At 54.8% G+C, this 19832-nt stretch carries 13 protein-coding genes, 3 tRNA genes and 3 rRNA genes; 17 read left to right on the top strand and 2 right to left on the bottom strand.

All coding sequences use genetic code 11. The annotated features are described in order from the left end of the window. Positions 1–2: 2 nt before the first annotated feature. The 6 genes from tsaE to ispD are packed head-to-tail and all read left to right on the top strand — an operon-like array spanning position 3 to position 4357. A complete protein-coding gene (tsaE, locus tag QU660_RS06390; protein ID WP_304947234.1) occupies positions 3–449 on the top strand; it encodes a tRNA (adenosine(37)-N6)-threonylcarbamoyltransferase complex ATPase subunit type 1 TsaE in 447 nt (148 codons plus the stop codon). Then, complete coding sequence (gene tsaB, locus QU660_RS06385; RefSeq protein WP_304945702.1) at positions 446–1231, top strand: tRNA (adenosine(37)-N6)-threonylcarbamoyltransferase complex dimerization subunit type 1 TsaB; 786 nt, start codon at positions 446–448, stop codon at positions 1229–1231. Before tsaE ends, tsaB begins: the two co-directional genes overlap by 4 nt. After that, positions 1228–1707 carry a ribosomal protein S18-alanine N-acetyltransferase gene (gene rimI, locus QU660_RS06380; RefSeq protein ID WP_304945701.1) on the top strand — a complete coding sequence of 160 codons (480 nt, stop codon included), beginning with the start codon at positions 1228–1230 and terminating at the stop codon, positions 1705–1707. The genes tsaB and rimI overlap by 4 nt, the downstream gene beginning before the upstream one ends. Then, complete coding sequence (locus tag QU660_RS06375; RefSeq protein WP_304945700.1) at positions 1700–2614, top strand: ribonuclease Z; 915 nt, start codon at positions 1700–1702, stop codon at positions 2612–2614. The genes rimI and QU660_RS06375 overlap by 8 nt, the downstream gene beginning before the upstream one ends. Further along, entirely contained in the window at positions 2614–3624 is a 1011-nt protein-coding gene (gene tsaD / locus QU660_RS06370) for a tRNA (adenosine(37)-N6)-threonylcarbamoyltransferase complex transferase subunit TsaD (protein WP_304945699.1), read from the top strand. The genes QU660_RS06375 and tsaD overlap by 1 nt, the downstream gene beginning before the upstream one ends. A 1-nt stretch (position 3625) precedes the next feature. After that, positions 3626–4357, top strand: coding sequence for a 2-C-methyl-D-erythritol 4-phosphate cytidylyltransferase (gene ispD / locus QU660_RS06365; protein WP_304945698.1), 732 nt, complete (start codon positions 3626–3628; stop codon positions 4355–4357). Between the two features lie 537 nt (positions 4358–4894). On the opposite strand, the gene QU660_RS06360 is transcribed toward ispD, so the two are convergent. Further along, positions 4895–4980 (bottom strand) — tRNA-Ser (locus tag QU660_RS06360). A gap of 129 nt (positions 4981–5109) precedes the next feature. Here QU660_RS06360 and QU660_RS06355 point away from each other — a divergent pair. The 6 genes from QU660_RS06355 to QU660_RS06330 all read left to right on the top strand — a co-directional run bounded on the left by QU660_RS06355 (position 5110) and on the right by QU660_RS06330 (position 13066). Next, positions 5110–7404, top strand: coding sequence for an alpha-amylase family protein (locus QU660_RS06355; protein WP_330693182.1), 2295 nt, complete (start codon positions 5110–5112; stop codon positions 7402–7404). Then, positions 7401–8222 carry an HAD family hydrolase gene (locus tag QU660_RS06350; protein ID WP_304945697.1) on the top strand — a complete coding sequence of 274 codons (822 nt, stop codon included), beginning with the start codon at positions 7401–7403 and terminating at the stop codon, positions 8220–8222. Before QU660_RS06355 ends, QU660_RS06350 begins: the two co-directional genes overlap by 4 nt. Before the next feature lie 45 nt (positions 8223–8267). Further along, entirely contained in the window at positions 8268–10178 is a 1911-nt protein-coding gene (locus QU660_RS06345) for a PTS beta-glucoside transporter subunit IIBCA (RefSeq protein ID WP_304945696.1), read from the top strand. Between the two features lie 38 nt (positions 10179–10216). Further along, positions 10217–10474: an HPr family phosphocarrier protein gene (locus QU660_RS06340; protein WP_304945695.1), complete on the top strand. Its 258-nt coding sequence runs from the start codon at positions 10217–10219 to the stop codon at positions 10472–10474. 16 nt (positions 10475–10490) lie between these two features. Next, on the top strand, positions 10491–12170 hold the full coding sequence (ptsP, locus tag QU660_RS06335; protein WP_304945694.1) for a phosphoenolpyruvate--protein phosphotransferase: 1680 nt from the start codon (positions 10491–10493) through the stop codon (positions 12168–12170). 347 nt (positions 12171–12517) lie between these two features. After that, complete coding sequence (locus QU660_RS06330; RefSeq protein ID WP_304945693.1) at positions 12518–13066, top strand: hypothetical protein; 549 nt, start codon at positions 12518–12520, stop codon at positions 13064–13066. Positions 13067–13250: 184 nt separating this feature from the next. Here QU660_RS06330 and QU660_RS06325 read toward each other — a convergent pair whose 3' ends face one another. Continuing rightward, on the bottom strand, positions 13251–14282 hold the full coding sequence (locus QU660_RS06325) for an IS30 family transposase (RefSeq protein ID WP_304945692.1): 1032 nt from the start codon (positions 14280–14282) through the stop codon (positions 13251–13253). 353 nt (positions 14283–14635) lie between these two features. On the opposite strand from QU660_RS06325, the gene QU660_RS06320 reads away from it, so the two are divergent. The 5 genes from QU660_RS06320 to QU660_RS06300 all read left to right on the top strand — a co-directional run bounded on the left by QU660_RS06320 (position 14636) and on the right by QU660_RS06300 (position 19801). After that, positions 14636–14724 (top strand) — tRNA-Ser (locus QU660_RS06320). A 209-nt stretch (positions 14725–14933) separates the two neighbouring features. After that, positions 14934–16464 (top strand): 16S ribosomal RNA (locus tag QU660_RS06315). Positions 16465–16524: 60 nt separating this feature from the next. Further along, a 5S ribosomal RNA gene (gene rrf / locus QU660_RS06310) occupies positions 16525–16642 on the top strand. A gap of 6 nt (positions 16643–16648) precedes the next feature. Further along, positions 16649–16721: transfer RNA gene (locus QU660_RS06305), tRNA-Ala, on the top strand. Positions 16722–16908: 187 nt separating this feature from the next. Further along, a 23S ribosomal RNA gene (locus QU660_RS06300) occupies positions 16909–19801 on the top strand. Together the 16S, 23S and 5S rRNA genes with 2 tRNA genes alongside form the textbook arrangement of a ribosomal RNA operon. The last annotated feature ends 31 nt before the right edge of the window (positions 19802–19832 follow it).

The raw sequence follows: 19832 nt of genomic DNA, 5'->3' as shown, positions 1-19832 counted from the left end.
ATTTGACGCGCGAGAGTCGCTCGGAGGAGGAAACCGAGCGCTTTGCGGCCGAACTCGCGGCGGTGGTTCCGCCCGGAACCGTGATTGCGCTCGAGGGAGATTTAGGCGCCGGCAAGACGGCCTTTGCGCGCGGATTTGCGCGCGGCCTCGGCATCACGGAGCCGGTGACCAGTCCCACCTTTACCATTTTACAGAGCTACGAGGGCGGACGTCTGCCGCTCTGGCATTTCGACCTCTATCGTCTCGAAGACGAGGGCGAGATGGATGAGATCGGCTACGAAGACTGCTTTTACGGGGAGGGCGTCAGTCTGGTGGAATGGGCTTCCAGAATGCCGGACTGCCTCCCGGAAAACACCGTGCACGTTAAGATTTCCCGTGTGCCGGAACGTGGAGACGATGTGCGAGAACTCCGCGTTTCCGGCTTTCCGGCAAAGGAAGGCGAAGCATGAAAATACTCGGAATTGAAAGCGCGGCACTGACCGCTTCGGTCGCGCTTGTGAGTGACGGAATTTTGACGGCGGAATATACCGTGACCGACAAAAAAACACACTCGCAGACCCTGCTGCCCATGCTCGATGAAGTAAAGCGTATATTGGAACTGAACCCCGCCGAAATCGATGCCATTGCGATTTCCGCGGGGCCGGGTTCGTTTACGGGGCTTCGTATCGGCGCGGCGACGGCAAAGGGCCTGGGTCTTGCGCTCGGAAAGCCGCTGGTTGCGGTTTCCACCCTGGAAGCGCTCGCCTTTAACCTGGCGGGCAGCGATTCGTTGATCTGCCCGGTCATGGACGCGAGACGGAATCAGCTCTACAACGGCCTTTACCGTTGGACGCGCAAAGAGCAATCCGCGTTCGGGGAAAGCGGCTGTCTCGCGGAAGTAACGGCGCCGCGCGCCGTAGCGGCAGAGGCTTTGATCGAAGAACTCAATGCGCGCGGCGAGGCGGTTATTTTCCTCGGCGACGGCGTTCCGGTGGTTTCGCGGCTTGCGGCCTTGCTCAGCGTGCCGTATGCGGTCGCGGCGCCGAACAACAGCCGTGCGCGTGCGGCCTCGGTCGCGGCGCTCGGAGAGATTTACGCGGCGGCGGGAAAGACCGTTCCCGCGGAAGACTTTGCCCCGGAGTATCTGAGAAAGAGTCAGGCAGAGCGCGAGCGCGAGGAAGCGATACAATATGATTTGGAGCGGGAACTCGCGGCAGGCGTGAGCCCGAAAAAAGCGAGGGCGGAGCGTTGAGCGCAGAGCCCGAATTGCGACGCGCGGTCGCATCGGATCTGGAGGCAATGGCGGAAGCAGAACGCCGTTGTTTTCCGGATCCTTGGTCTTTTCGGCTGCTCTCGGAACTTCTTGTATCCCCCTATGACAGCGTCTTTGTGCTTGTCTCCGAGAACACACTGCTCGGCTATGTAAACGTGCGTGTGCTCGGCGATGAGGCGGAACTGATGCGCATTGCGGTCGTTCCGGAGGAGAGGGGAAAGCGCTGCGGGCTTACACTGCTTCGCGCGGGGCTTGCCGAAATGTGTGCGCGGGGCGCGGAGGCGGCCACGCTTGAAGTGAGAGCCGGAAACGCAGCTGCGATTCGACTGTATGAGAAACATGGTTTTCTGCTTGCGGGCAGAAGAAAGATGTATTACGAAAATCCGGTAGAGGATGCGCTGATTTACTGGAATCGAAGTTTATCTGATTGGAAAGAAGAGGTTACGGATGCTTGATATTTGTCTCCTTGGAACCGGCGGCATGATGCCGCTGCCGTATCGCTGGCTCACGTCTATGATGGCGCGCTGCAACGGCTCCTCGCTGCTCATTGACTGCGGGGAGGGCACGCAGATAGCGCTCCGGGAGAAGGGCTGGAGCCCGCGTTCCATCGATGTGATTTGCTTTACGCACTACCACGCGGATCACATCAGCGGGCTGCCGGGTTTGCTCCTCACCATGGGAAACGCAGAGCGCCACGAGCCGCTGCTCATGATAGGTCCGAAGGGCTTGGAGCGCGTGGTGACGGCTCTCCGGAGCATTGCGCCGGAACTCCCGTTTCCGATTTACTTTTCGGAACTCAGCGAGCAGAGAGAGGAGCGGAAGCTCGGCCCCTATGTCATCGAGGCCTACCGCGTAAATCACAATGTGCTCTGCTACGGCTACTGCATCAGCATACCCCGCATCGGCCGCTTTGACGCGGCGCGCGCCAAGGAGCAGGGCATACCGCTGAAATTCTGGAACCCCTTGCAGAAGGGACAGACCATCACGGACGGGGACAAGGTCTATACGCCGGACATGGTGCTCGGCGAAGCGCGGCGCGGACTCAAGGTCAGCTATTGCACCGACACGCGTCCGGTCCCGGCCATTGCGGAATACGCAAAGGATGCGGATCTCATGATATGCGAGGGCATGTACGGTGAGCCGGACAAGCAGCAGAAGGCGCGGGAGCATAAGCACATGACCATGCAGGAGGCGGCAAAGCTCGCGGCGGAGGCTAAGCCGAAGGAGCTCTGGCTCACGCACTACAGCCCCTCGCTCAACTACCCGGAAGAATTTATGGAGGGGATCCGAAAAATCTTCCCGGCGGCCAAGGCGGCGAAGGACGGCTGGACCATGGAACTGGATTTCCCGGAGGAGGCGTAATGCGAATTCTTGCAATCGAAAGTTCTTGCGATGAGACGGCGGCGGCGGTCGTAGAGGACGGCAGAACCGTGAGGTCGAATGTGATTTACTCCCAGATTGAGACCCACACGCTCTACGGCGGTGTGGTTCCGGAGATCGCATCGCGTGCGCACATCGAAAAAATCAACCAGGTCGTAGAGCAGGCACTCGAAAACGCGGAGATGACGCTTCGGGAGGTGGATGCCGTCGCGGTGACCTACGGTCCCGGACTCGTGGGACCGCTCTTAATCGGCGTCTCTGCGGCAAAGGCCATGGCTTGGGCGGCGGGCAAGCCCTTAATCGGTATAAACCACATCGAGGGGCATGTCTCGGCGAATTTTATTGCGAATCCGGATTTAAAGCCGCCCTTCCTCTGTCTCATTGTGTCCGGCGGACACACAAATCTCGTGATGGTCGAAGACTACGGAAAGTTCCGCATCCTCGGGCAAACCCGGGACGATGCGGCGGGCGAGGCCTTCGACAAGGTGGCGAGATCGGTGGGGCTCGGTTACCCGGGAGGGCCGAAGATCGATAAAAAGGCGCGGGAGGGAAATCCCGATGCCATCGCCTTTCCGCGCGCCAAGGTCGCGGGTTCGCCCTATGATTTCAGCTTCAGCGGCTTAAAGAGTGCGGTGTTGAACTATCAGAATCACGCGAAGATGACGGGGGAGGAGATTCCGGTCGCCGATCTCGTGGCCTCCTTTCAAAAAGCGGCCGTGGAGGTTCTGGTCTCCCATACCATGGAGGCCGCGCGGGATTATGGCTGCAAGACCATTGCCATGGCGGGCGGCGTCGCTGCGAACTCCGCGCTCCGCGAGGCCATGCGGCTTGCCTGTGAGGCGGCCGGCTATACCCTCACGTATCCGGAGCTCGGGCTTTGCACGGACAATGCGGCCATGATAGGTTCCGCGGCCTACTATGAGTATCAGGCGGGCAGAAGAAGCGGCTGGGATTTGAATGCCGTTCCGAATCTGAAACTCGGGGAGCGCTGAGATGGAGAGAAAAAAGATGGCGGCTGTCCTGCTTGCGGGCGGGCACGGCGCGCGCATGCAGAGCAAAATTCCGAAGCAGTTTTTGCTGCTCGCAGGGCATACCGTGCTCTGGCATGCGCTGAAGGCGCTCTCGGAGAGCGAGATCGAAGAGATTGTTTTGGTCACACCGCGGGGAGAGGCGGAAGCCCTCTACCGGACATATCGGGAGGAGTACGGCTTTTGCAAATTGGTCGCTGCCGTGGAGGGCGGCACGGAGCGCTGTGACTCGGTCTTTGCGGGACTCACTGCCCTTCGACCGCGCGGTACGGAGCTGGTTTTCATCCACGACGCCGCGCGCCCCTTTGTATCGCGGGAACTTCTTACGCGCATGCGGGAGGCGGGAGAGCGCTACGGCGCGGCCATTCCGGTGCTGCCGGTAAAGGACACGATTAAGCTCGGGAATCCGGAGGGCTTTGTCGCGGACACACCGCCGCGCGCCCTGCTCTTTGCGGCGCAGACCCCGCAGGTTTTCTTCTATGCGGAGATCTGTGCGGCCTACGAGGCCTATGCCCGGGCGCGTGCGGCAAAGGATGCGTGCGCCCGGCTCGCGACCGATGACGCGCAGGTCATGGAACTGTTCGGCAGCTGTCCCGTGAAGCTCGTGGTAGGTGAAGAACAAAATCAGAAGCTCACCACGCCGGAAGATATGGCAAGGGCGGAGCTTTGGATTAAAAGTCGTGAGACGCGGCACTGAGCCGCTACAGTGTGACATGTGCAATCATCAAATGAACACCGGCAGCGAAAGAGAATTCGCTGCCGGTGTTTTTGTTCGGGAATAGGGGTGCTCGGTATAGGGAATACGGAGCATGCGAAGAGGGATCGAGCTTAGCGGGAGCGTAAAAACGGCAAGATTCTCGGAAGTGCAAAATAAGCTGTGCGGGTGTGGAGACACACAGCGGAACCGTAAGTAAAAATATAGTTATAGCCATTCATCGCAGGAAAGAGATATGAACAAAAACGCTGATAATATCAGCGAATACTGCCGGAATAAAGCGTGAGAAAAGCGAAATGAAGGGTGCCGAAGCAGAGCCCCGGGTGTCCCTGCCACCGGCGTGACGCCCCGGTTGAATGCCGTGTTGCTTATCGCAGTGGGGACGTGTTGCATTCGTGTTGCATGTGTACCCAATTGCGGAGGTTTTTCATCTGCTGCGGCAGATATTTCGACACAACGGGGCACAGAAAAAGCACGCATCTAAGCCACCTTTGGCCTATTTGCGTGCTTCTCTCTTCGCGGAGAGGATGGGATTCGAACCCATGTGCCCCGAAGGACTAACGGTTTTCAAGACCGCCTCGTTATGACCGCTCCGACACCTCTCCAAGTGTAGTGAATGAAGTATACATGAAAGCGGCAATCTCTGTCAATGCCCGCAACAATTTTGCCGGTATTTTGATTGCGGAGAAGAGGTGGCTTCGATATAATATAGACAAAAAATAGGGGGGATTTCCATGGGAGAACGTGCAGGACTTACAAGAGAGTTTGCGGAGCGCTTGGAGAAACGTCTGGACGAGTTAAAGTGGCTCTATGCGGAACTGTACCATAATGACGAAAATGCCTTTCGGTATTTTCTTTCCATGCTCGAGCGGATGTACGAAGCGCGTCCGGAGGAACTCAAGGTCCTGGATCGGGAGCGGGAGCAGAGTGCGGGCTGGTATCGCAGCAACGAAGTACTCGGCATGATGCTGTACACGAATTGCTTCGCTGGAAATCTTCGCGGCGTGCGGGAAAAACTTCCCTATCTCAAAGAGGCAGGTGTGACTTACATTCATCTCATGCCACTGCTCGCAAGTCCCAAGGGGCGTTCGGACGGCGGGTATGCGGTGGCGGACTTCCGTCAGGTAGAGCCGGAGCTCGGGACCATGGAAGACTTCGCGGCACTTGCCTCGGATTGCCATAAAAGCGGCATGAGCGTATGCCTTGATTTTGTAATGAACCACACTTCGGAGGATCACGAGTGGGCGAGACGCGCCCGCGCCGGTGAGAAGGAGTTCCAGGACCGCTATTTCTTCTTTGACAACTGGAATATCCCGAACGACTTTGATCGCACGGTGCCGCAGGTGTTCCCGACGACCGCGCCGGGAAATTTCAGTTGGTGTAATGAAGTCGGAAAGGTGGTTATGACCAGTTTCTATCCCTATCAGTGGGATTTGAACTACGCGAACCCGACGGTCTTTAACGACATGACGGAGAACCTCTTCTTTCTCTGCAACCAGGGCGCGGATATCATCCGCCTCGATGCGATTCCGTACATTTGGAAGTCGCTCGGCACGGACTGCCGTAACCTCCCGCAGGTGCACACCATAGTCCGCATCATGCGGATGGCAGCGGAAATCGTGTGCCCGGCAACGCAGATTCTCGGCGAAGTCGTAATGGAGCCTTCGAAGGTTGTGCCTTATTTCGGAACGCTCGAAAAGCCGGAGTGCCACATACTCTACAATGTCACGACCATGGCGACGACCTGGCACACGGTGGCGACCAAGGATGTGCGCCTCTTAAAGCACCAGCTCGGACAGATTTTTGCGCTGCCGAAGCAGTATTTATTCCTCAACTACCTGCGTTGCCACGACGACATCGGCTGGGGCTTGGATTACGGCTTCTTAAAGCAGTTCGGCATAGATGAAGTGGGGCATAAGCGCTTCTTAAACGACTGCCTCCGCGGTTATTTCTACGGCTCGGATGCAAGAGGAGAGCTTTATAACGACGATCCGCGACTCGGAGACGCAAGACTCTGCGGAACCACGGCCTCGCTCTGCGGCATTGAGGCGGCGGAATACGAGGGCAATGTTTGGAAACTGGACCGCGCGATTCGCCTGCACATCATGCTGCACGCCTTTCTCTTCACCCAGTCCGGTGTTCCGGTCATTTATTCCGGAGATGAGATCGGTCAGTTGAACGATTACGGCTACCACAACGATCCCTATAAGTGGGACGATTCGCGCTACCTGCACAGAGGTAACTTCTCCTGGGACGAGGCGGCACTTCGAAAAGATACGGAGAGCCGAGAGGGCAGGATTTTCAATGCGCTCCGAAAACTCGAGACCATGCGGAGCGAACATCCGGTCTTCCTGACGGCTGCGGACACCTGGATTATCGAGACCTACAACGATCATGTTCTCGGCATAGGCCGTTATTATGACGGGGAGAAGCTGGTGGCACTGTTTAACTTCAGTCCTCAGGATGAGACCGCCTGGGTCAATGAGCCGGAAAACTACACGGATCTCATGACGGGCGTGCCGCGGCGCGCACAGGCAGTCGGCATTCCGGCCTTCGATTTTGCTTGGCTCCTGTGGAGTCGGGAAGAAGAAGAGAAGCGAGAAAGGGAGGCGGAGGCCGCGCGGGAGGCTGCGGCAAAGGAAGCTGAGAAAGAGCGGAAGACAGCCGAGAAAAAGAAGGCCTCCGGTGCAAAGAAAACGGAACGGAAGCCGGAACAAAAGCCGGTCGCAGAAGCCGAACAGGAGGCCGATAAGAAAGTCAAGGCAAAGGAAGAAGCCGAGGAAACGGCAGCAAAGAAGACGGTCGAAAAAGCGGAAGAAATGAAAAAGGCCGACGAGAAAGCAAGCGAGGAGGCCACAGAACAGGAAGCAGCCGCAAAACAGAAGGCGGCCGAAGAAAGGAAAGCGGCCGAAGAAGCGGCGCGCAAGACGGTCGAGGCCGTGATGCGAGCAGAGGAGGCCGCGAAGAAGTCCGGAAAAGCCGGTAAGACGAAGCGGGACGCCGGAAAGAAAAAGGGTACAAAGAAATGAGTAAGTTAATTTTTCTGGACATTGACGGAACCCTGACAGAGGCCGGTACCAATACGCCGCCCGACTCCGCGGTGCGCGCCATGGAACAGGCGCGGAAAAAGGGGCACAAGCTTTTTCTTTGTACCGGTAGAAATCCGGATATGTTGCGGCCGTTACTCCGCTATCCCTTTGACGGCATGGTGGCAAGTTCCGGCGGCTATGTTAAAGTCGGGGATAAGGTGCTCTACGACCACCCGATTCCCGCGGAGACCTTAAAGCTCGCGCTGGACACCCTTCATCGGAATGGTGTCTTCTGCACCATAGAGGGAACGGAAGGGTCCTTCGGCGATGCGGATTTGAAGGACTTTCTCGACAGTACCGAGGGCGGAAATTCCGAGATTGAGCGCTGGCGCAAAGCCTTGTCCGCGAGTCTCGGCATACGGCCTATGTCCGAGTACGCGGGAGAGGAGATTCATAAAATCGTCATTATGGCGCGGGAAGCATCGCAGCTTGCGGAGTGCAAGCAGTTGCTCGAAAAAGACTTTCACTTTGTCATCCAAGATGTGCCGGCCCACGGCTGTGTGAACGGCGAAATCGTGAGCCACGATTTTGACAAGGGCAAGGGTGTTCGCCGTATCGTCGACTATTTCGGCGCGGATATCGCAGATACCATAGGGTTCGGTGACAGCATGAATGACTTGGAGATGATGGAGACTGTCGGGTATGCGGTCTGCATGGAGAACGGTTCTCCGGCGCTCAAAGAGCGCGCCGACTGGGTCTGCCCGGCGGTCTCGGAAGACGGGATTTATATCGCGTTCGAAAAACTCGGGCTCCTGTAATCATTCAGTTTACCGCCGGACGGCGGAGGCGGATACAAAGGTCCCGTGAAATACGGGTTGCTTCGGAAAGGGGTTGGATTTATGGCACTGGATTACAGGAAGTGCGCACAGGAAATCGTCGACCACATCGGTGGGCGTGAGAATGTCGCACAGGCCGCGCACTGCGCGACGAGACTCAGGCTGGTGATCCAGGACAACAGCAAGGTCGACAAGAACTACCTCGACAATGTGGAAGGCGTCAAAGGCATGTTTGAGTCGAACGGACAGCTGCAACTGATCATCGGCACGGGAACGGTCAACAAGGTCTATGAGGAGTTCCTGAACATTACCGGTATGACGGCGGCCACGAAGGACGATGTCAAGGCCGCAGCGGCCGCACAGCAGCCGCTCTGGAAGAGACTCTTAAAGCCGATCGGCGATGTCTTTGTCCCGATTCTGCCGGCCATTGTCGCCTCGGGTCTCATGATGGGACTGGTGGAGGCACTCGCTAAGATTCCGGGACTCGGCTTTGCCGGTTCCGACTGGTTTGCCTTCCTCGACATGGTCGCGAACACGGCCTTTGCCTACCTGCCGGTCATCGTGGCGGTTTCGGCGGCACGTGTCTTCGGCGGCAACATCTTCCTCGGCGCGGTCGTGGGTCTCTTGATGATTCACTCTTCGCTGACGAACGGCTGGAATGCGGCGAACGGCTATGAGGTCTGGTATCTCTTCGGAAAGATACAGATTTTCCCGAACTATGCCCTGGGACAGATTAACCAGCTCGGCTATCAGGGCCACGTGATTCCGGTCATCCTGTCTGTCTTCTGTATGAGTAAGATTGAGAAGTGGTTCCACGACCACGTGCCGGAGATGCTGGATCTCTTCATTACCCCGCTCTGCACGGTGATGATCACGGCGCTCCTCACCTTTATGGTAATCGGACCGATTTTCTCGGGTCTTGAGACCATGGTATTAAACGGCGCGGAACTCTTGGTGCACAATCCGCTCGGCGCTATGATTATGGGTGCGATTTACCCGGCGACCGTCGTCATGGGTCTGCACCACATGTATAATGTGATTGAGGCGGGCATGCTCGGTTCCGTGGGCTTAAACACCTGGATGCCGATTGCAAGTGCGGCAAACTTCGCACAGTTCGGTGCCTGCCTCGCGGTCGGCATCAAGGCGAGAAGTCAGAAGACCAAGAGCATCGCGGTGCCCTCGGCGCTCTCCGCTTCTCTCGGCATTACCGAGCCGGCAATCTTCGGTGTCAACATGCGCTTTTATAAGCCTTTCCTCGCGGGTATGGTCGGCGGCGCGGTCGGTGCACTCTTCGGTGCCTTGATGGGCCTCGGCGCAACGGCTTACGGTGTGACCGGTCTCCCGGGCTACCTCACCGTCAACAAGCCGCTGCTCTATACGGTGTTGCTTGCGATTTCCGGCGGCATTGCGTTCGCGGCGTCCTGGGTCCTGTTTAAGGAAGAGAACACGGAAGCTCCGGCGGCTGCGGAAGAGAAGAAGGAAGCACCCGCAAAAGAAGAGAACTTTATCGGCGAAGTTGTGATTCGCTGTGAGGCGGGCACGATTGCGGCACCGGTCAAGGGACAGGCGGTAAAGCAGGAGGATATTCCGGACGAGACCTTTGCCCAGGGCATACTCGGTGCGGGCCTCGGCATTCAGCCGGAGGAAGGCGTGGTGTATGCGCCCTTTGACGGCACGATTTCCTCGGTTGCGGAGTCCAAGCACGCAATCGGCATCAGCGGTGCGGGCGATATGGAGCTGTTGATTCATGTCGGCATCGACACAGTGGCAATGAATGGAGACGGTTTCGAGCCGTTGATCTCCGAGGGCGACAGCGTGAAGCTGGGTCAGCCGATACTCCGCTTCTCCAGAGAGAAGATCAAGGCAGCGGGGCATCCGGATCTGGTCGTCGTGTTGCTCACCAACTCGGACGATTACACGAGCGTAGAAATCAGTTGACAGAATAACCAGAGTAAGCGAGAGAAGGAGATAACATCATGAAAGAATTCACCTACACCGTTACCGACCCGAATGGCATCCACGCTCGTCCGGCAGGCCTCTTGGTCAAGCAGCTCAAGGCTTATAAGAGTACCGTCACCATCTTTAAGGGCGATAAGAACGTCGACATGAAGAAACTGCTCGCACTCATGGGCCTCGGCGTCAAGCAGGGCGATCTTGTGACCGTCCGGGTTGAGGGAGAAGATGAGGAAGCCTGCGCTGCAGAGCTTGAGAAGTTCCTGAAGGAGACGTTCTGAGTCGAGGAGGCAAGGCATGCAGGTAGCTACCGGCAAGAGCGTTTTAAACGGGATTGCCATCGGAAAAATTAAAATTTATAAGGCGCCGAAGCTCGAAATCAGCGACAGCCTGATTGAGGATGTCGAGTCCGAACTGAAGCGTTTCGACGACGCCAGAGAGCGCGCCATCGAACAGCAGAATGCGCTCTACGAAAAGGCGCTGGTCGATGCCGGTGAGGACAGCGCGGAGGTGTTCTCCGTCCATGCGATGATGCTTGAGGACGACGATCTTCTGGATGCAACCAACGAAATCATCAAGACGCAAAAGCACACGGCGGAGTATGCGGTCAAGGTGGCCTTCGACAATCAGGCCAAGGTTTTTGCGGAAATGGATGATCCGTACATGCGGGAGAGAGCGGCGGATATCTACGACATCGAGCAGGCGGTGCTGAACTATCTCTTCGGCATCAATGCGGATGCGCTGCAGGGTACGGAGCCCTGTATTCTGGCAGCCAGGGACCTTACACCCTCCGAGACCGTGCGCCTCGATAAGTCGCTTCTCCTCGGCATCATCACCAAAGAGGGATCGCTCAACAGTCACACAGCGATACTTGCGCGTTCCATGGGCATTCCTGCCCTGGTGCAGTGCAAGGACGTGGACGAAGACTGGGACGGACGGGAAGCCATCATCGACGGCTATAATTCCTGCGCCTATATCGAACCGACCGAGGATCTTGCGAAGTCACTTCGGAAGCGCAAGGAAAAGGACGCCAAGCAAAAGGCGCTTTTACAGGAGTTAAAGGGAAAGAGCAATACGACCATAGACGGCAAGACCATTCAGGTCTATGCGAACATCGGCGGCCCCTCCGACATCGGTCTTGTACAGCAAAACGATGCGGGGGGCGTGGGCCTCTTCCGCTCGGAGTTTGTCTACCTCAATTCGAGAGACTATCCGAGTGAGGAGGAGCAGTTTAATGCTTATCGTCTGGCGGTCGAGACGCTTGCGCCGAAGCAGGTCATCATCCGTACCTGTGACATCGGAGCGGACAAGCAGGTTGAGTACATGAACATGGCGAAGGAGGAGAATCCGGCCATGGGTGTGCGCGCAATCCGCATTTGCCTGACCCGGAAGGACTTCTTTAAGACCCAGTTGAGAGCACTGCTCCGTGCATCGGCCTACGGCAACCTCGGCATCATGTTCCCGATGATTATTTCGATGCGGGAGCTCAGAGAGTGCAAGGAGTTGCTCGCGGAGTGTGCGGAAGAACTGAAGAAGCAGGGCGTGAAGCTTGGCAATTACGCAGTCGGTATCATGGTTGAGACACCGGCAGCCGTTCTGATTGCCGATGAGCTCGCGGCGGAATGCGATTTCTTCTCGATCGGAACCAACGACCTCACACAGTATACGCTGGCCATCGACCGGCAGAACGCGGGGCTGGATCCCTTCCTCGCAAAGCATCACCCGGCTGTGCTTCGGCAGATTAAGATGACCATTGATGCGGGCCATCGCCAAGGCATCTGGGTCGGCATCTGCGGTGAACTCGGCGCCGATCTCGCACTCACGGAGACCTTTCTCCGCATGGGCGTTGACGAACTTTCGGTAAACCCGGTATCTGTCCTGCCGCTCCGGAAGATTATTCGCGGCATCGACCTTCGGAAGGAACCGGGCGCGGGTCTAACGGATGAGACGGAAGCAGTGGGTACGACGACAGATTAAAGCGAGTTAAGCTCTGAAAGCAGAAACACGGAAATACAGAAGAAACGATAGTGTCCGCCCTTTTGCCGAAACACGGCGCAAGGGCGGACGCTTATTTTTATCAAAGAGCACACGATAGTCTTTGAGAGAGCAACTTAAATATGAGCAAAGCTTGTGCGAGGAGAGAAGAAGTGTAACTGAGTTTCAAGCGGCTCGATGACGGTGTGGGGGTAAAAGGCTTGCGTTTCGGTAATGCGAAGCGCAAGGCGAAGTCGGAGGAATGCTTCTACTGCGCGGAAAGTTAATGTGGTACAATAAAAAATCGGATTGAAACAGAGACCGCAATGTGAAGTCATGGGAGACAGCGTATGAAACAACTGTGTTATCTTTTGGTGCCGCTCGGAGCGGCGCTCATTATTTTCGGTATACGCGGGATAATCGCTAACGTGAAGGTGAAGCTTCTATACGAGCAGCCCTACATCGAAGAGAGCGGCAGCTTTACTGTCACGGAGCCGGGAAACTACGGCATTTGGTTAAACGGAAAGCAGTACAGCAAATCCCCGTATGGGGAATTCGGCTTGCAACTCTCAATCAAAGAGACGGGGGAGATGATTCCGCTCAGCAGACCGTTGATGCGCACCACCGTAAGCGGCATCGGGACGGCACGCATGGAGCTCTATACCTTTTATGCGGATGCCGGCAACTATACCTTAACGCGGACGGGGGATGCGAGCCTCGGTGACAGATTGCTCTCAAATGTCGGGAAGGTCGTTGGCAGAAAACCGGTCGACTATGCGCGCTTCTCCTTCCGCGTCTATCCGAACAGATCTATCGCATTCGGATTTGCCTATGGTTTTTGCATTACCTTGGGATTTATGCTCATAAATTTCGGCTTACTCCTGCCGCACTATCTGTGAGATAGGGGAATCATTCTGCCGCCTGAGAGAGCGCCATAGCTCCGCGCTGCGGTACCGGGGCGCAGTGCGTCTTTTGTCGGAAGCCAGGTCATAGGTGTTGCTTCGCGGTATTCCCGATTTGCGCAGGTTCCCGCTTCGCGCTCCTTTCCGAGGGAGAGGGCGAGTCTTCGCTCGAATGATTCTGCTAGATTGCAAGATCAAGTAGGACAGTCTGAAATAATTCCTCCGGCGAACTGTAATGAAAGGATTTTCGAGGGAGTTGATTGATCCAGTTCTGTATCTCTCTTATCTGCTCATCCGTAACTACATCAAAAGAACTCCCTTTTGGTAAGAACCGGCGAATCAATGAGTTCTGCTTTTCATTCAGTCCGCGTTCGTAGGCGGAGTAAGGATGGGCATAGTATATGGGTATCGTGGAAAGCAACTGTGGCAGTGAAGCAAATTCACTGCCATTGTCACTTGTGATGGAGCGAAAGACTTGGCTGAATCGTTCTCCGTATAGCTCTCGGAGCGTTTTTAAACCTTGCTCGACCGCTTGTGTGCTTCTACCGGGTATCTTTATAATGTGTCGAAATCTTGTGATTCGCTCATCCAGTGTCAACAAAACGGATTGTGACTCCTTTCGACCGACCACGGTATCAATCTCCCAATGCCCAAACTCCTCCCGCTGATTGACTACTTGGGGGCGAGCTTCAATACTCAGGCCATACAGCCGCTTATGCTGCGGATGTCCCTTACGGTGTTGTTTACGTTTGACCTTTAGCGCGAGATCGATATTTCGAGCTTTTAACAATCCACGCTCAATATAGTTATAAAGTGTCTTGCTGCAAACCAGCTCGGTGAAACAGCCCTTTTCTTTGGCAAGACCGCAAATCGTATCAGGTGCCAGATGCTTTGTCAGTATCTGCTTTACTGCAAAAGACACGAACTTCTTAGCTTTCACCAGCTTCATGGGGCAATGACTATTTCGTCTTCGATGTTCGTAGACACGCTGTCCCGAATCTCCAAAGTACCGAGTGTATGGCTCCAGATTCCGTCCTAACTGCTGTACAGTACCTCTGGCAAGTTCATTATATAAAGTTGACCTTGCAATCCCGATTTCGCGCGCGATGCGACTTTTGGGGAGCTTTAATTGCAGCAGCACTTCAATCTGTGCACGCTTTTCGCGTGTCAGGTGGCGATATTTTCTATTTGTGGTATACTCGTTCTGGGCCATGGCGAACCTCCTGGTGTGTTGGTGTGTGGTAGCTTCATCATACCACGAGTTCGTCATCGGCTCTTTTTTATTGTCCTAGTTCATCTTACAATCATCCGCTCGAATGATTCTGAAATTTATGCTTGGAAAGAACCTGAGCTTTGTGTTATACTGATTCAACACCACCCTTCGGAGCCTTCTTGAGGGAAGTGTCTTCGGAGCGTGCGAACCCGAGAATAAGATCGAAAAAAGATTTTCAAAAAGTCGTTGACTTTTTGAATGCAGGTATTTATACTGATTAAGCTGTAATCAGCAGCACGGAGTGTCGCCGAGCAAACTGAATAAAAGTTTCGGCTCAGGCACAGTACTTTTTTGCAGAAGTACCCAAGTGGTTGAAGGGGCTCCCCTGGAAAGGGAGTAGGTCGTTAATAGCGGCGCGAGGGTTCAAATCCCTCCTTCTGCGCTGCCGACTCGTTCGGCAAAGAACCTTGAAAATCAAAGATCAGACAGTACAAACAACCCTGAAATCTCTGTGAAAACAGAGGGCTTGCGGACATTTTTCGAATGTGTTCGTGAGCTTCCAAAAGAATTTCAAAAAAGAACCAAACCAAGTAATAACGGGTAAAATAACTGAGAAAGACCAACGTTATTTTGACCGGAACGAACAAACTTTAAATTGAGAGTTCGATCCTGGCTCAGGATGAACGCTGGCGGCGTGCTTAACACATGCAAGTCGAACGAGAAATGAAGATGGAAACCTTCGGGCGGAAGCCTTCATTTCGAGTGGCGGACGGGTGAGTAACGCGTGGGTAACCTGCCTCATACAGGGGGATAACAGTTGGAAACGACTGTTAATACCGCATAAGACCACAGCACCGCATGGTGCGGGGGTAAAAACTCCGGTGGTATGAGATGGACCCGCGTTCGATTAGCCAGTTGGCGGGGTAACGGCCCACCAAAGCGACGATCGATAGCCGATCTGAGAGGATGACCGGCCACATTGGGACTGAGACACGGCCCAAACTCCTACGGGAGGCAGCAGTGGGGAATATTGCACAATGGGGGAAACCCTGATGCAGCGACGCCGCGTGAGTGAAGAAGTACTTCGGTATGTAAAGCTCTATCAGCAGGGAAGAAAATGACGGTACCTGAGTAAGAAGCCCCGGCTAACTACGTGCCAGCAGCCGCGGTAATACGTAGGGGGCAAGCGTTATCCGGATTTACTGGGTGTAAAGGGAGCGCAGACGGTTGCGCAAGTCTGAAGTGAAATCCCGAGGCTTAACCACGGGACTGCTTTGGAAACTGTGCGACTTGAGTATCGGAGGGGCAGGCGGAATTCCTAGTGTAGCGGTGAAATGCGTAGATATTAGGAAGAACACCGGTGGCGAAGGCGGCCTGCTGGACGAAAACTGACGTTGAGGCTCGAAGGCGTGGGGAGCAAACAGGATTAGATACCCTGGTAGTCCACGCGGTAAACGATGAATACTAGGTGTTGGTGCCCCAAGGGCATCGGTGCCGTCGCAAACGCAATAAGTATTCCACCTGGGGAGTACGTTCGCAAGAATGAAACTCAAAGGAATTGACGGGGACCCGCACAAGCAGTGGAGCATGTGGTTTAATTCGAAGCAACGCGAAGAACCTTACCAAATCTTGACATCCTTCTGACCGCACCGTAATGGGTGCTTTCCTTCGGGACAGGAGTGACAGGTGGTGCATGGTTGTCGTCAGCTCGTGTCGTGAGATGTTGGGTTAAGTCCCGCAACGAGCGCAACCCCTATTGCCGGTAGCCAGCAGGTAAAGCTGGGCACTCCGGCGAGACTGCCCGGGATAACCGGGAGGAAGGCGGGGATGACGTCAAATCATCATGCCCCTTATGATTTGGGCAACACACGTGCTACAATGGCGTTAACAAAGAGAAGCGAGAACGCGAGTTTAAGCAAAGCTCAAAAATAACGTCTCAGTTCGGACTGCAGTCTGCAACTCGACTGCACGAAGCCGGAATTGCTAGTAATCGCGAATCAGCATGTCGCGGTGAATACGTTCCCGGGTCTTGTACACACCGCCCGTCACACCATGGGAGTCAGCAACGCCCGAAGTCAGTGACCCAACCGCAAGGAGGGAGCTGCCGAAGGCGGGGCGGATAACTGGGGTGAAGTCGTAACAAGGTAGCCGTATCGGAAGGTGCGGCTGGATCACCTCCTTTCTAAGGAAGAAGTAAGGGTTGTTTGTGCTGTCTGGTTTTTGATCAAAGGTTCACCGGATTTCCGGTGTCGATACGTCTTCTTGAAACACCCGTTCCCATCCCGAACACGACGGTTAAGAGGAAGACGGCCGAAGGTACTATGCTGGTAACGGCATGGGAGAATAGGCGGGCGCCGGATTATTATGGGGGTGTAGCTCAGTTGGGAGAGCACCTGCCTTGCAAGCAGGGGGTCAAGAGTTCGAATCTCTCCATCTCCATTTTGCACCTTGAAAATCGCATACAGAATGAATATTCAATTAAGAATATCTAGACATCCGAGGTGATACGACGAAAGTCGTATCCGATAGATGTGACGAAAGTCATGTCTATAATGTAAATAATACGTAACTCTGTGAGAGCAGAGTTGACCAACCCGCATGTTCTTACGCTAGAGAACATGTAAGAGGTTAAACAGAAAAGAGCGTAGGGCGGATGCCTTGGCACTAAGAGCCGATGAAGGACGTGATAAGCTGCGATAAGCTGCGGGGAAGAGCAAATATCTATTGATCCGCAGATTTCCGAATGGGGAAACCTACTGCAGAAGACCTGCAGTGACTGTGCGTAAATCCATAGCGTACAGCCGGGAACCCGCTGAACTGAAACATCTAAGTAGGCGGAGGAAAAGAAAACAACAGTGATTCCGTAAGTAGTGGCGAGCGAACACGGAAGAGCCCAAACCGCGGTGCGTGCACCGCGGGGTTCGGACTGCATAAGGGAATTGAATGGTTACCGGAAGGACTTTGGAAAAGTCCGCTATAGAGGGTGAAAGCCCCGTACGGGAAAACGATTCGAAACTCGGCAGGATCCAGAGTACCACGAGACACGTGAAACCTTGTGGGAATACGGGGGGACCACCCCCTAAGGCTAAATACTACTTAGTGACCGATAGTGCATAGTACTGTGAAGGAAAGGTGAAAAGGACCCCGGGAGGGGAGTGAAAAAGAACCTGAAACCCTATGTTTACATGCAGTGGAAGTGCGATACATGAACGCACAACCGCGTACTTTTTGTAGAACGGTCCGGCGAGTTGCCGGTGCTGGCAAGGTTAAGGACTACAGGTCCGGAGCCGAAGGGAAACCGAGTCTTAACAGGGCTTACAGTCAGCATCGGCAGACCCGAAACCGGGTGATCTATCCATGTCCAGGTTGAAGTTCCCGTAAAAGGGAATGGAGGACCGAACACACATCCGTTGAAAAGGGTGGTGATGAGGTGTGGATAGGGGAGAAATTCCAATCGAACCCGGAGATAGCTGGTTCTCCTCGAAATAGCTTTAGGGCTAGCCTCGACTTAGTCAGACGGAGGTAGAGCACTGAATTCCTGAGGGGGCGTCAAAGCCTACCAAGGGATATCAAACTGCGAATGCCGTACTGATGATGGTCGGGAGTCAGACTGTACGAGATAAGTTGGACAGTCAAAAGGGAAAGAGCCCAGACCTACAGCTAAGGTCCCAAAATACGTGTTAAGTGGAAAAGGATGTGGGATTTCGAAGACAGCTAGGATGTTGGCTTAGAAGCAGCCACACATTCAAAGAGTGCGTAATAGCTCACTAGTCGAGAGGTCCTGCGCCGAAAATTTCCGGGGCTAAAACACGATACCGAAGCTTAGGAATGTAGCAATACATTGGTAGAGGAGCAATCTCAGAGTGCCGAAGCGTTACCGTAAGGAAGCGTGGAGTTCTGAGAAGAGAGAATGCCGGAATGAGTAGCGAGAATGATGTGAGAATCATCATGGCCGAATATCCAAGGATTCCAGGGTAAAGCTGATCTGCCCTGGGTAAGTCGGGACCTAAGGCGAGGGAGAGATCCGTAGTCGATGGACAGCAGGTTCATATTCCTGCACCTGACATGATCAGAACTGTGGGGACACAGGAACGAAACCGGACCCGGGAGAGCAAAGACCGGGCGAAGCGAAGTTAGGAGTGTGGTAGGCAAATCCGCCATACAATCCGAAAGCGTGATAGGGAGCGAAATATAAGTAGCGAAGCCGGTGGAGGGACTGTCGAGAAAAGCCGCTATTGTATCATGTCAGCCCGTACCGCAAACCGACACAGGTGGATGAGGAGAGAATCCTAAGGCCGGCGGGAGAAGCATTGTTAAGGAACTCGGCAAAATGACCCCGTAACTTCGGGAGAAGGGGTGCTGCAGAGATGCAGCCGCAGAGAAAAGGCTCAAGCAACTGTTTAGCAAAAACACAGGTCTATGCGAAACCGTAAGGTGAGGTATATGGGCTGACGCCTGCCCGGTGCTGGAAGGTTAAGAGGAGAGGTTAGCGCAAGCGAAGCTTTGAATTTAAGCCCCAGTAAACGGCGGCCGTAACTATAACGGTCCTAAGGTAGCGAAATTCCTTGTCGGGTAAGTTCCGACCCGCACGAAAGGCGTAATGATTTGAGCGCTGTCTCAACAATGCACCCGGTGAAATTGAAGTACCAGTGAAGATGCTGGTGACCTGCGCCAGGACGGAAAGACCCCATGGAGCTTTACTCCAGCTTGATACCGGGATTCGGTGTTACTCGTACAGGATAGGTGGGAGGCTAAGAAGGAAGGACGCCAGTCTTTCCGGAGCCGCTGTTGGGATACCACCCCTGTGGCACTGGATTTCTAACCTACATCCGTGATCCGGATGGGGGACAATGTCAGGTGGGGAGTTTGACTGGGGCGGTCGCCTCCGAAAGAGTATCGGAGGCGCTCAAAGGTTCCCTCAGAATGGTTGGAAACCATTCGAAGAGCGCAAAGGCAGAAGGGAGCTTGACTGCGACACCGACGGGTGGAGCAGGTACGAAAGTAGGACTTAGTGATCCGGTGGTATAAAGTGGGATTGCCATCGCTCAACGGATAAAAGCTACCCTGGGGATAACAGGCTTATCACTCCCAAGAGTTCACATCGACGGAGTGGTTTGGCACCTCGATGTCGGCTCATCGCATCCTGGGGCTGAAGTCGGTCCCAAGGGTTGGGCTGTTCGCCCATTAAAGCGGTACGCGAGCTGGGTTCAGAACGTCGTGAGACAGTTCGGTCCCTATCCGGCGCGGGCGTAAGATATCTGAGAGGAGCTGTCCTTAGTACGAGAGGACCGGGATGGACTGACCACTGGTGCACCGGTTGGGGAGCAACCCCATGGCCGGGTAGCCAAGTCGGGACGGGATAAACGCTGAAGGCATCTAAGCGTGAAGCCCCCCTCAAGATGGGATATCTCATGCGAAAGCGGTAAGACCCCTTGAAGACGACAAGGTAGATAGGAGAGAGGTGTAAGCGTGGTGACACGTTCAGCTGACTCTTACTAATCGGTCGAGGGTTTAACCAAAGGGTTTGGGAAAAGAGATGAATAGATAGAA

This window comes from Stomatobaculum sp. F0698, from assembly GCF_030644385.1.
Classification (GTDB): domain Bacteria; phylum Bacillota; class Clostridia; order Lachnospirales; family Lachnospiraceae; genus Moryella.
This window is presented reverse-complemented; position numbering and strand designations above follow the sequence as displayed.

Bases quoted from the DNA above. Each gene is read 5' to 3' on its own strand.
- tsaB (WP_304945702.1), top strand. From the start codon at position 446: ATGAAAATACTCGGAATTGAAAGCGCGGCACTGACCGCTTCGGTCGCG.
- QU660_RS06355 (WP_330693182.1), top strand. From the start codon at position 5,110: ATGGGAGAACGTGCAGGACTTACAAGAGAGTTTGCGGAGCGCTTGGAG.
- ptsP (WP_304945694.1), top strand. From the start codon at position 10,491: ATGCAGGTAGCTACCGGCAAGAGCGTTTTAAACGGGATTGCCATCGGA.
- QU660_RS06340 (WP_304945695.1), top strand. From the start codon at position 10,217: ATGAAAGAATTCACCTACACCGTTACCGACCCGAATGGCATCCACGCT.
- QU660_RS06375 (WP_304945700.1), top strand. From the start codon at position 1,700: ATGCTTGATATTTGTCTCCTTGGAACCGGCGGCATGATGCCGCTGCCG.
- QU660_RS06325 (WP_304945692.1), bottom strand. From the start codon at position 14,282: ATGGCCCAGAACGAGTATACCACAAATAGAAAATATCGCCACCTGACA.
- tsaD (WP_304945699.1), top strand. From the start codon at position 2,614: ATGCGAATTCTTGCAATCGAAAGTTCTTGCGATGAGACGGCGGCGGCG.
- QU660_RS06330 (WP_304945693.1), top strand. From the start codon at position 12,518: ATGAAACAACTGTGTTATCTTTTGGTGCCGCTCGGAGCGGCGCTCATT.
- QU660_RS06350 (WP_304945697.1), top strand. From the start codon at position 7,401: ATGAGTAAGTTAATTTTTCTGGACATTGACGGAACCCTGACAGAGGCC.
- ispD (WP_304945698.1), top strand. From the start codon at position 3,626: ATGGAGAGAAAAAAGATGGCGGCTGTCCTGCTTGCGGGCGGGCACGGC.